Origin of the sequence: Paenibacillus sp. Soil766, from assembly GCF_001428105.1 — a bacterium.
GTDB lineage: Bacteria > Bacillota > Bacilli > Paenibacillales > NBRC-103111 > Paenibacillus_E.
The window spans coordinates 30075-43082 of record NZ_LMSJ01000006.1; the positions used below are offsets into that span (position 1 = coordinate 30075).

Below are 13008 nucleotides of genomic sequence, written 5' to 3' on the forward strand. Positions count from 1 at the left end.
AATGTCCTCCCTCAGCACTCTGCACGATTCATCCCTGTAAAATGAAGATCGCCCGCCATGAAACTATACGAAATGTATCATAACGGGCGATGTTTATCCTGCTTAACCGAGCTTACACCTTATTGAAAGATCAAATCTTACTGTTGCAGAATGCGTTGTGCCACAGCAGCCAAATCAAACAGATCCACTTTACCGTCTTTATTGAAGTCTGCTTTCTTGAACTGTGCCCAGTCTGTATCTGCGGATGTTTTGCCGTAAGCTGCAGCTACATTAGCCAAATCTACAACAGATAAGACGCCATCGTTATTCAGATCGCCTGGATCGCCGACGTATTTCAGCGAGTCAAAGACATCTAAGGCTTGTTGCAGATTCGCTATCGCTTGTGTCACTTGCGGTTTCGTAACTGTTGGACTCGCAGCAACATTACTTGCAGCGTCGATCGCAGCCTGTAGAGCAGCTTTCGCTCCTGGCGCGTATTGACCACTGCTGTAACCTTCTGTTGCGGAATCATGCACGGTTTGCGCTGCCCCAATCTTACCGTTTAGGATCGACAGATCAATAACGGCTCTCACTAGAATCACTTCGGAAGCTGAGCCAAGGTTCGTAGCCGTCTGTAAATCCGCTAAGGCAAGACTGTCTAGCAGGATCGTTGTAGACACATCATCACTTGGTGCTAAAGCTTTCCAATGTAGTAGCATCAGAGGTCCGTTGACATCACCACCAACCAAATTCGCTGTTAGAATGCGTATGTGCCCTGCTCCAACCTTTTGACCAATGACCGAAATGGCAGGATTTAAAGATTCCACCGACTCAAATTCAAGCAATCCCGCGTCATAAGACAGTTGAATATCTTGTGCATATACGCTGGAAACGACATCAGACAAACTTATCGTAGTTTCAAAAGATTGCCCGCTTGTGACTGCCGTAGGTCCTTCAATGGAAGCCGATGCAGGAACAGAACCGTACACTCTCACCTCATGAACAGACCACCAGCTGGAATTCGTTCCCGTTTGAACGATTTTGAAGAATCTCGTCACCTGTGGAGCAAAATCTATGGAGATTAGCTTGTTGCTCCCCACTCCCGTGGCGATTGGACTGCCCCATGTTACGCCATCATTGGATACGTATAGAGCATATCCGCGTGCATAGTCATTATTGCTGCCTGTGGAATCCATCTCTATGTTATTGATACTCGTAGGAACCTTCATATCAATGGTGAACGATTGCTCTGGCGATGGCGCCATCGGCATGCCCGCACTCCAGCGTGTGCCCAAATCGCCATCAATGAGATGCGCTACAGGATCTGCTGAGGTTGAGGTTGCTGTCCAAGCTGAGCGATCCAAGGCTCTCTTTGACGTTGTAACACTTAAAGCCGAACTTAATGCGGAAACGTTATTTCCGCCATCTTTGGCTTTCACTGCGTAACTGTAGGTCGTCAGCGGTTTGACCGTCGTATCAAGGAATTCCGCTGTTGATGTATGGCCAATGAGCACCCCATCCCGATAAACATCGTAACCTGTAACATTGAGGTTATCTGTGGAAGCGGTCCACCCAATTTTGACACGATCATGTGCCGCAGTTTCCTTGAGCACCACATTCGTAGGCACACTTGGTGCTTCCGAATCCCCAGCATCTGTTCCGTAGAAGTTAATCGTCTGTCTTTGCGCACTGCCTGAAGTCCCATACACACGCCCGCCGACACCATTAATAATGTGTGTGATTTCACTGCCCGCCGTACCATTTAACCAAATGGTTGTCGCATGATGGATTTTGACACCAGCTGTATCCGGCACTTCGATGGCATTTTCCAGCTTCACAGCTGCATCTCGGAAATAAGCGTACACACCAAGTCCCCAAGCTTCGTGAGTCGTGACGGTATCAGCTACTTTATAGGAAGCATAACCATTCTTGCTTCCGTCCATCCATACCGCTTGATTAGGAACATCATATGGAATTTCTGACTGATAGAAGTAAACGCGACCGCCGTTCCCATTCCATAAGGTTTGATACTCATTGTGATGCTCATTAAATAAGCCATATAAGGTAACATCATCACCATTTACGATAAGTCCATTGGTCGAAACATTCTCTGTCCAACCCGCACCTGCACCGTGATCTGCCCGCCACATCCAGAAATGATCACCAATAATGTCATCGCTATTGATGGTCATTTGCGCTTTATTCTCACCAACAACGGCACCTCCCGTACGGAAGAATAAGTCATGTAACGATGTCGGGTTAGCTGCGTGATCCAATGAACTGCCTGTTGGACCAACTTCCAATAGGGATGAGGTTGCATTAGGCCCCGCCTCATATAGCAATCCTGCCAGTTTTACGCCATCCACATCAGCAATCGTCATCGCTGGTTTATCTGTCGTTGGAATAAGCGTTGGCATCCCGATGCCGAGTACAACTGTATTGGCATCGTTGATACGAATCGTATCATTAATGTGATAAATTCCCGGCGTAAATAGCAAATTCTTGCCATCCGCCAATGCAGCATTGATATTCGTGGCACTTGTTGTTGCCGGTACATCCGCCCGTACAATATAGAACTGATCGATTCCTATGGATTCTCCTGGCGTTGAGCCATTCGCCCAGCTTGCCCCCTGCGTATTTTGAGAAAGAGAAGGGACGAATACTTGATATTCATTGGCATTGTTGATATAGAGATACGGCTTCTCTCTGATGACAGGTGTGTTCTCGACTACGGTATAAGGCGGATCCGGAAAATTCCCTGTTGGCGTATTCTTGTCACCGACGAACACCATGTTCCAAACCCCATTGGACCAACTCGACCATTGACTGTTTCGCGAGAACCATTGTTGCTGTGAAGCAGGTGTTACTTGACCATCTACGATCGAATCCGCAAGGAAGCCTCCGCTTGCCCAGCCTGCGCCCCACCCAGAATCAAAGTCGAACAAATTCAATTTCCCTTTGATATGTAAACGCCTTAGCGGTGCCGCTTGAGACACGGCGATTTGCGTGGTACCTGCTGAGAAATGAGCTGGTGCAGGCGGTGTATAATTGAAAGTAGGATTAATGCTCAAATTCTCAATACCCCGCCAAAAATTACGTGTCGCATTCCCATTATCCCAATCCGCATTCACATTCAGTCCGCCATTGATCAACACATCATCTGGATTGAGCCCCAACCCTGAAGCTTGTGTATTAAATCCAATAAAGTAATTACCATTATACGTTCCCGGTTTAAAAAGAAAGGCATCTCGTTCCGTACCAAATTCATTGGACTCCTGTCTTGTGAATACCGCATTCACAGCACTCTGAATGTCAGCTGCGGGCATATCAGGATCAAATACATACACATTCGGACCAAAGATCGACGAATTGGCTTCACCGATAGCTATTTCTGCACTCGAAACGCCAGGACTCCACAAACTGAGAACGATTGCCATCATCGATACAGATGAAACCATTTTTTTCAAACTACGCATTGTATACCTCCCTTAGATTAGAAACGATCTATCCTGCTCCAGATTCTATTGGTAAGCGATTACATAATTGCTCCGATCACCCTCTCATCTTGCAAAGTAGGATGCTGACTCGTAGTTGGTATCTCCATCATAGAAAAATACGGCTTTTAATGAAAGCGGTAAACTTAAGGAGATTAGGAGAGTTACTTAAGGTTTTGGGATATTTTAACGATAACGGCGACCTTGCCTTGTTCTACCTAACTTATGGATATGCTGAAGAATAGCAGGTCGATATCCGATCATTTTCTACCCTGGTCCTTATCCTGTTCACCTTACGAAACATGTGAAAATCCTTAAAATGAAGTAGAGTCAATCAATCAGGAGGTCGAACATGAAAAAATTAACACTTATCTCTACAGCTTTACTTGCAACAACCGTCCTTGTATCAGCATGTGGAAACGGCGAGGAAGCTGCTCCGGCAGATAAAGGCACTTCCGGTGAGAAAGTAAAGCTTACCATTTGGCACAACTGGTCTGGTCAAGATGCGAAAGCTGTTGCTATGCGTAAAATTCTTGATGATTTCCAAGCTCAAAATAAAGATATCCAATTGGAGATTGAAGGTCTTCCAACCGACGGCTTGAAAACACGCCTAAAAACAGTTGCTGCAGCCAATGAAATGCCTGACTTATTCGTTATGTGGCCGGATGCAATGACGAAGGAATTCGTTAGCGGTAACTTGCTTCAACCGATCAATGAGTTCTTAGATAGCAAACCAGAATGGAAAAACAATTTCATTCCAGGCGCTTTTGACGGCTATACGGTAGATAACAACATCTACTCTGTACCTATGAACCTATCGCCAACTTCCTTTATTTACTACAATAAAGCGCTTCTTGATCAATATAAAGTTGCTGTTCCTAAAACATGGGATGAGCTTATGGCAGCTGTCAAAACGTTCAACGACAACAAAATCATTCCAATCGCGCTTGGGAACAAAGCGAATTGGGCTGCTCAATCCACCATTTTCAGCGGACTTGCTGATCGTATGACGGGTTCTGACTGGTTCCTTAAAGCTGCTAAACAAGATGGCGTGAAGTTTACGGATCCGGAATTTGTTCAAGCCTTGAAAAAGCTTCAAGAGCTAAGCAATGCCAAAGCTTTCCAAGATGGCTTCAACAGTATTGATCAAAACCAAATGAGACAATTGTTCTATCAAGGTAAAGCTGCGATGTTCATCGATGGTGGTTGGGCAATGGCTGATGTCGTTCAAAATGCACCGAAAGAATTACTTGCAAACACGCATATCGCTTTAATGCCATCCATCGCAGGTGGAAAAGGTGATCCTCAATCCACTTCTGGTGTTGTTGGTACTGGACTTGGCGTTAGTAAGAAAATTACGGGCGCTAAAAAAGAAGCCGCTCAAAAATTATTCTACGCACTAGCTGGTCCTGAAGGGCAGCAAGCTACGTTGAACAGCTCCACATTAGTTAGCTACAAAATCGAGCTTGATCCATCAAAAGCAAACCCACTATTCGTTGAGCTTAACGATCTTATGAAAACAACGAAAATCACGCCAGTTTACGATGCTAAACTAAACTCAGCTGCGGTTGAAGTTATTAACAACGGTCTACAAGAGCTTCTAATGGGTGGTAGCGCCGAAGCGATTGCTAAGAAAATTCAAGACTCACAAGCTGCTTCACTAGGTAAATAATACGTTATCGTACAACCAGCCCTCCACATCTGTGGCAGGGCTGGCTAATTTCATACATGAAGGAAGTGAGATTGATGAATGCTGCTTACGTCCGCAGGTTTGTTTTTATGAGCCTTGCTCCTGCGATTATTGTTTACGCCTTATTTGTGTTTGTCCCTGTTCTCTGGTCAGGCTATTATAGCTTCTTCGACTGGAAAGGAATTGGTACGGCGAAATTTATCGGTTTGAAAAACTACGTAGAAATTATTCATGATCCTATTTTTTGGACATCCTTAAAGAATAACCTTATCTTTCTTGTTGTTGCTGTGCTCGGCCAGCTGCCGGTTGCTCTCATCCTTGCCATTCTTTTGCATAAAAGCAATACGCTGCAACGATTCATCCGTTCCGCCGTCTTCGTTCCGATGGTCATGTCTTCGGTTGTTATCGGAATGATCTGGCAATATATTTATCATCCGCAAATCGGTATTCTGAACCTTCTTCTAGAGAAGCTAGGGTTAGAATCCTGGAAGCTGCAATGGTTATCGGATCCTAAGATTGCCATCTTCGCCTTAGCTCCTCCTCTAATTTGGAGTTTTGTCGGTTTATATCTCATTATTTTCATCTCTGCTTTTCAGAATATTCCTGGTGAAATTCACGATGCCACGCAAATCGATGGCGCTGAAGGTGCACGCAAATTATTCTCCGTTACCCTGCCAATGATGTGGAGTACTGTACAAATTGCCATTATCCTCTGTATTTCTGGAAGCTTGAAATCTTTCGATCTTGTATATGTAATGACCAAGGGCGGACCTGCTCACGCGACTGAGCTGCTCGCTACGTATATGTATAATTCGACCTTTTCCTCCTACCGATATGGTTTTGGTAGTGCCATTTCGACAACAATTGTCTTAATCAGCCTTATTTTCATTGGGATTAGCCAATGGGCAACAAGTCGTAAATCCAAAGTATAACGAAAGGAGGAAGCTGACTATGTCTTCTATTCCAATTCAAGTAAAATCAACTGCGACAACTCGCAAGTTCTCGCTTAACACATGGAAGCAGGGTGCACTCTGGACGTTCTTAACCCTGTATGCGATTCTCACGCTTTATCCGTTGTTTTGGCTCGTTATTTCCTCTTTTAAAACGAATAGCGAATTCTTTAACCATCCGTTCGGATTGCCCCAAGTTTGGAAGTTTTCGAATTACGTAACTGCATGGCAAGCGTCCAAAATGGGTACGGCTTTTCTCAACTCGGTCATCGTTTCTCTTGTTTCACTGGCGCTGACGCTATTTCTAAGTTCCTTAGCAGCTTATGTCCTAGCAAGAATCAAATTCCGTTTCAAAGGCATCATTCTTGCCTTTTTCGTCATTGGGATGCTGATCCCTATTCATAGTACGTTGGTACCTTTGTTTATTCTTATGAAACAAATCGGACTATTGAATACGTACTGGGCACTCATCTTGCCTTACACAGCCTTCGCATTACCGACTGCCATCTTCGTTCTTACAGCTTATTTATCTTCCGTACCCAAAGAAATCGAAGAAGCTGCCTATATTGACGGAACTAGGCTTTGGGGTGTATTCTGGCGTATTATGCTGCCAATTTCATTGCCAGCTCTATCAACCGTCGTCATTCTGAGCTTCCTGCATTTCTGGAATGACTTCTCGTTCGCACTTGTTTTTATTAGCAAAAGTAGTTTAAAAACATTACCGTTAAGCATCGCTAATTTCGCCGATGGCTATCAAACGGATTACGGTTTAACCCTAGCCGCTATGACGATCGCTGTTATTCCGACAATCGCCGTATACTTGGCCTTCCAAGAGCAAGTTATGAAAGGCATGACCGCGGGGGCTGTAAAAGGCTAATTGACTTCTATGATCCAGACAACCAGTTAGGAGATGACATGTGTTGCGCGAGTGGTTCAGCTATTCTTTACAGCGTAAGCTATCCTTCATTATGCTTGTCACAACATTAATCCCCCTCTTGTTTCTGGGTACCTTCGCCTTTACAACATCATCGGATATCACACAGGAGAAAGCGCAGCAAGCAGGCTTGGATTCGCTTGCGCAAATGGATGCCAAATTTCAGTTCATCCTGAAAGATGTTGAGAATATATCCATTTTCCTCATCGGACAAAGGGATATTCAATCGTACTTAAAGCGCGCCGATGAGAACTTGGATGCACGAGATCAAGTACTTGGGTTAATGACAAATCTGGTATATACCAAGGATTACATTTCAGATATCACGATTTATCCCAGCAATAACACGCCACCTCTTTCTACCTCTACGATCTACAACTCAAATCTGGATCAAGAGATTGCCATTAAACAAGTTACAGACAAGCTGTGGACGGGCTTATATCACATAGAGAATTATTTGGGAAAACGAGAAGTCTTCTCTTTCATACGACCCGTACGCGCTTTGAATACCTATCAAACACTTGGTTGGCTATCTATCAGTGTGGATGAACAATTGCTCTCCCGTATTTGGTCTGTTCCACAGTTAGCCGATGGCTATGGGCAAGTTGCTTTATTGAATGATCATAATAAAATTATATCTTCTACTTCCAAGAGTTGGCTGTCACATGAGGCCGATAACTTGTTCCCTGGCATAGCGGATCGCGTTCGTGGCCATTCTTCCGGTGTATGGACCTCTGGCTCCGGGAAAACACAACAGAGCATTCTATTTTATCGAGAGCCGTTGATCAACTGGACGATTGTTGGCATTATTCCTACGAAGCTATACAGTGCCCAGAATCGATACATTTTGCAATTAACAGCTGTTGCTGTGATACTTTCCGTCCTTACTAATGTGTTTCTAACTATATTCGTTATTCGCAAGGTCACTACCCCTCTCGGATCGTTAACCCGCTTGTTAACCAAAATCAATCCTGATGAACCTTTACCCCTCTATCCGGTGTACACATCAGATGAAATTGGGCGACTAGCTGGCAGCTACAATTTATTAAGCACACATATCGAAGCGTTGAAAAAACAGCTCATACTCAATGAAACGCGCAAAAAAGAAGCTGATATGCGCGCATTGCAAGCCCAAATCAATCCGCATTTCCTATATAACACCCTGTCTTCGATTCATTGGATCGCTCTGCTCAAAGAAGAAAATCGCATTGCAGAGATGGTCGGCGCCTTAAGTGACTTCTTGCGTTTCAGCTTGAATAAGGGCAAAGAATATTGCAAGGTCTCACAAGAGCTAGCTCATATTCGCAATTATGTGCAGGTTCAATCCATCCGTTTCCCGGATGAATTCACCGTGGACTACGTAGTTGACGCTCGACTAAACGATACTTTCATGCTGAAATTGCTGCTTCAACCATTGGTTGAAAATGCGATGATTCATGGTATTCAAATGAAAGAGGAACCAGGCGTCATTTCTATTTATGTCGAGCTAAAAGGCAATTCGATGTATGTCAAGGTGATGGATGATGGCCTAGGAATGACCGAAGAACGGTTGCGAGAGGTCACTGAAAGTTTGTACCCTGCTGAGGGCACGGAAGCAAACGATGCCAGTTATGGGCTGCGCAATGTGCATGAGCGTTTGCAATTACATTACGGGCTTGATTCGGGAATCAAGATCGAGAGCCGACTGAATGAAGGCACCTGTGTCTCGTTTGCAATCCCAGTTTTGGAGGATAACCATGAAAATCTTGATCGTTGATGACGAGGTCATCATCCGAACAGGCTTGGCCAAAGTCATTAATTGGAAAGAGATCGGACTAGAGCTTCTTAAACCAGCTGTTTCAGGTGAAGAGGCGCTGCGCCGCATGCCGGAAGAACGTCCGAATATTTTATTAACGGATATCCGAATGAAACACATGACTGGTTTGGAACTCGCCCAAAAAGCGAAAGAAATCATACCCGATATCGAGACGATTATCTTATCTGGATACGATGATTTCATGTATACACAGCAAGCGATTCGACAAGGTGTCAGCGACTATCTCTTGAAATCAAGTCGACCAGAAGAGATTATGAAAACCGTCCTCCAAGTCAAACAGCGCATTGAGGATAAATGGAAGCATCTCAATCAGGATCAATATAAGAACAAAGAAGTTCGCAATCGTTTATTTGAACGCTGGATCATTGAGGGCGAAACAGCAGAAGTCGATGCAGACATGCTGCTGGACTACCTTCCTCTCTTATTCCACACACAGGAGCATGAACAACCCAAATTTCAAACTTACGTTGTTACCGCGGAAGGATGGGGAGATACCGCATCGGAAATTTCCCTGCTGCTATTCGCTGTAGACAACATGCTGCACGAAATACTGCAATGTGAAACATTGATTTACAGGCAGCGGATTGTCGTGGCACTTCCCAAAACAAGTGCATCTGACTTCTTCGATCATCCTGATTCTGCGAAGCAAAAGATCGAGCGGCTGCTCAAATGCAAAGTCAGCATATCCATCGGCGAGGTCGTAGGGCAACAGTCCGATTTATATAAATCGTATGTCACTGCGGACTATGCTTATAGCTACAAACATCATCTCGATGAATCTATTCTGAATTATTCGGACATTGTTAAGCGGAAAGGCGGCAAAACCCTCTGTACCCATGAGGAGGAGCTAGAGCTCTCTTCGATCTTGTTGGATGACGACTCCGTGGCATTGAAGAATTGGGTTCAACGCTATTTGCAATCGGAGCTGAGCGACCCTCACATGACGATCGAATCCCTTGAATCGTTAGTCCGCTCAGCTGCCCTGTCCGCTCATCGTTGGTTGGAACGTGTATTGACCGCAACGGGGCGTCAAGGAGCACTTGATGATCAGAATATCGCTTTCGTCGTCAAACGGGATATCGTGCTGAAGGACGCCTTATTTCAATATTTATTGACCCTTATGGAGCTCTATCATCACCGATTAGGTGACGGACAAGCCACACATACACAGAAAGCAATGGCCTACATCCATGAGAATTTGGGGAGGGATGTTGGCCTGCAGCAGGTTGCTAAATATGTACATCTGCATCCGAATCATTTGAGCGAAGTGTTTAAAAAGGAAGCCGGCATTACGTTTGGTGACTATGTGACACGTCAAAAGATTAATCGTGCCATGGAAATCCTAACCGTATCCCCTGCCAAAATAGCCGATGTCGCAAGCTCTGTCGGATTTGAAGATATTAAATATTTCAGCCAAGTGTTTAAGAAATTCACTGGCAAGACGCCGAGTGAGTTCCGGGAGGAAGCAGTCCTTCATCCTGCTGCTCCACCTCCAAAATTTTAACAAAATCATGGTGTAAGAGGAGAATTCACAGATGGAATTATCAGGATTATGGCGATTGCAGCAGTTCGAAGTAGGGCAAGTTCGACCACTTGAAGTCGCGGCAGCATGGTTAGACGATCGTTTCTGGATTACAGCAAAGGTTCCTGGGGATGTCCACTCGGCCCTCATCGAACGGGAATTGATTGAGAATCCTTATTTCGGTCATAATGACGCGAAAAGCCGCTGGATCGAGCAGAAAGAATGGTGGTACCGCCACTCTTTCAATTATTCGTTAGGGCATGGAAACGACGAGAAAGAGAAGCATGAGCTAACCTTCGAAGGTCTTGATACGTTTGCTACGATCTATGTGAATGGGAAAGAAATCGGAACAACGAGCAACATGTTGATGGCCCATACCTTCGATGTTACACGCGTTATTCAAGATGGAAAAAATTCTATCGCAGTTAAATTTGATCCTTTGCATTTACATAATAAGGATAAAGAATTATTCCAATGGTCCTCGTATACGAAAGAGCGCCCTTGGCTCCGCAAAGCGGCGATGAACTTCGGCTGGGACTGGGGTCCACGCATGGTCACGGTCGGTATTTGGGGTAAAGTGTTCATCGAGCGTTACCGCCGCGCGAAGCTAGACAGCGTATTTGCCAGAACTCGCACGATCAGTGATGCGCAAGCTGAAGTCCAAGTTGATGTCGACGTAACAACTCTTCGCAAAGGAGTACAGAAGTCGTGTGACATTCGTTTAATGGATGAGGCTGGTCAAGTGGTTGCTTCTGCAAGCGGGAATGTTAGCACGTCGGAATCGTTCGTATTACAAGTCGCTGATCCACAGCTATGGTGGACTCACGACCTCGGCAAGCCTTACTTGTACGAGCTTGAAGTTGTCCTATATGCAGACGGAGAGCAAGTAGATACGTATCGCAAGCCGTTTGGTATCCGTACGATTGAGCTGCAAGTGAAGGATACGGAAGGTCAGAATGCCTTTGCTTTCGTGCTTAATGGTGTCAAACTATTCGCCAAAGGTACAAACTGGATCCCAGCGGATCACTTCATCGGAAGCATTCCAGATCAACGCTATCGAGATTTAATTGATCTTTCGGTTACCTCGAATCAGAACATGCTGCGCGTATGGGCAGGCGGTATCTATGAGAAGGATGTTTTCTATGAGGAGTGCGACAAGCGAGGCGTACTGGTTTGGCAGGATTTTGCCTTCGCAAATGCGTTGTTCCCTGATTTCAACCGTGATTTCATGGATAATGTTCGCAGCGAGGTTATCTATAACATCAAGCGCTTGCGTAATTATACATCCCTTGCCCTGTGGTGCGGAAATAATGAAATTGACTGGCTCTATGATATGAAATCCGCTGGCGGCGACATTAATTGTCCGTTCTATGGGGAAATCATTTACCACGAGCTGATTCCTGATGCACTAGAGCTGCTTGATGACAGTCGTGCTTACTGGCCGTCTTCCCCATTTGGCGGCAATGATGCCAACGATCCTGATGTCGGTGACCGCCATAACTGGCAGGTGTGGCATGGTTCCGTTTACCCGCGTCAATTCGGTGATGTACCATTGCTTGATTACAGTATTCAAGGCGTCACGTTCAAAAATTACAAAAAAGACTTCACTCTTTTCAGCAGTGAATTCGGTATGCATGCGTCAGCTAATCGCTATACGTTAGAGAAAAATATTCCAAATGGCCAATTCTACTGGAACAGTGTGGAAATGGCTTATCGCAACAAAGATACCAATCACCAAAAGGGAATTCTTCTGATGGAAGGATATACCGGTATTCCGACTAACATTGAGGAATATATGAACTTCTCCATGCTCACACAAGCCGAAGGCTTGAAGTACGGCATTGAGCATTATCGTCGGAACAAGCACCGCACAAGTGGTTCCCTTATCTGGCAATTGAACGATAGCTGGCCAGGCACAAGCTGGTCGCTGATTGATTATGAATTGTTACCGAAGGCATCCTTCTATTATGCGACAAAGTTCTATCACCCGCTTCTGCTCTCCATTGATCATGAGCCTGGGCAAGACTTGAATGTGTGGGCTGTCAACGATACGTTGTCATCCTTAAAAGGGCAGGTTCACGTAACTGTCTATAACTTCTCTGGTGAGCCATTGTTCACGCATGCGTTCGAAGCCAATGTAGCGGCGAACACAGCGATCCAACTGGGTAGTCTGCCAGAAGCAACTGTATTAAATGGGGCATCTGCGGAGCAGGTTGTTGTCCGCGTTCACACGACAGATTGGGCCGCACCAGATAACCTTCATTATCTGCGCGACCAGAAGGATCTACAGTTCCCAACGACTTCACTCAGTGTGAAAGTCGATGCAGATGCGCAAGCCGTGCACATTACGGCCAACGGCGCACATGCACGCATGGTGAAGCTGGATCTGCCACAAGGTAACGTTCGCTTCAGCGATAACTTCTTTGATCTGCGTGCTGGTGAGCAAGTGACTGTGTACATTAGTGATCCAACGGGGGAGAAAGTTGATTTGCCCCGATTGCACGTGAGTGCAATGAATAGTTAGATATGTAGTAACAAAGAAAAAACTGCAGAATCGAATCTGCAGTTTTTTCTTTGTGTATGTTCGAAGCTCTCTATCCTATCTACCTTTGAGTGAGTTCTC

Annotated in this window: 7 protein-coding genes; 6 read left to right on the plus strand and 1 reads right to left on the minus strand. The window is 45.2% G+C overall.

Translation table 11 applies throughout. The features are described from left to right. Positions 1-137: 137 nt before the first annotated feature. Positions 138-3455, minus strand: coding sequence for a discoidin domain-containing protein (locus ASG89_RS05665; RefSeq protein ID WP_063867715.1), 3318 nt, complete (start codon positions 3453-3455; stop codon positions 138-140). A gap of 370 nt (positions 3456-3825) precedes the next feature. Here ASG89_RS05665 and ASG89_RS05670 point away from each other — a divergent pair, with 370 nt between their 5' ends. The 6 genes from ASG89_RS05670 (at position 3826) to ASG89_RS05695 (ending at position 12909) form a co-directional block, all read left to right on the plus strand. After that, positions 3826-5145, plus strand: a complete 1320-nt coding sequence (locus ASG89_RS05670) for an extracellular solute-binding protein (protein WP_057309545.1) — start codon at positions 3826-3828, stop codon at positions 5143-5145. Between the two features lie 74 nt (positions 5146-5219). Then, positions 5220-6095, plus strand: coding sequence for a carbohydrate ABC transporter permease (locus ASG89_RS05675; protein ID WP_057309547.1), 876 nt, complete (start codon positions 5220-5222; stop codon positions 6093-6095). A 19-nt stretch (positions 6096-6114) separates the two neighbouring features. After that, positions 6115-6990 (plus strand): carbohydrate ABC transporter permease, encoded by an 876-nt coding sequence (locus ASG89_RS05680; RefSeq protein ID WP_057309549.1) that lies wholly within the window; start codon positions 6115-6117, stop codon positions 6988-6990. A 40-nt stretch (positions 6991-7030) separates the two neighbouring features. After that, entirely contained in the window at positions 7031-8803 is a 1773-nt protein-coding gene (locus tag ASG89_RS05685; protein ID WP_321166474.1) for a sensor histidine kinase, read from the plus strand. After that, positions 8784-10367, plus strand: a complete 1584-nt coding sequence (locus tag ASG89_RS05690; protein ID WP_057309551.1) for a response regulator — start codon at positions 8784-8786, stop codon at positions 10365-10367. The genes ASG89_RS05685 and ASG89_RS05690 overlap by 20 nt, the downstream gene beginning before the upstream one ends. 31 nt (positions 10368-10398) lie before the next feature. After that, positions 10399-12909, plus strand: coding sequence for a beta-mannosidase (locus ASG89_RS05695; protein WP_057309553.1), 2511 nt, complete (start codon positions 10399-10401; stop codon positions 12907-12909). Positions 12910-13008: the final 99 nt, after the last annotated feature.

Excerpts from the sequence above, each read along its gene's own strand:
- ASG89_RS05665 (WP_063867715.1), bottom strand. The coding sequence starts at position 3,455 with ATGCGTAGTTTGAAAAAAATGGTTTCATCTGTATCGATGATGGCAATC.
- ASG89_RS05670 (WP_057309545.1), top strand. The coding sequence starts at position 3,826 with ATGAAAAAATTAACACTTATCTCTACAGCTTTACTTGCAACAACCGTC.
- ASG89_RS05675 (WP_057309547.1), top strand. The coding sequence starts at position 5,220 with ATGAATGCTGCTTACGTCCGCAGGTTTGTTTTTATGAGCCTTGCTCCT.
- ASG89_RS05680 (WP_057309549.1), top strand. The coding sequence starts at position 6,115 with ATGTCTTCTATTCCAATTCAAGTAAAATCAACTGCGACAACTCGCAAG.
- ASG89_RS05690 (WP_057309551.1), top strand. The coding sequence starts at position 8,784 with ATGAAAATCTTGATCGTTGATGACGAGGTCATCATCCGAACAGGCTTG.
- ASG89_RS05695 (WP_057309553.1), top strand. The coding sequence starts at position 10,399 with ATGGAATTATCAGGATTATGGCGATTGCAGCAGTTCGAAGTAGGGCAA.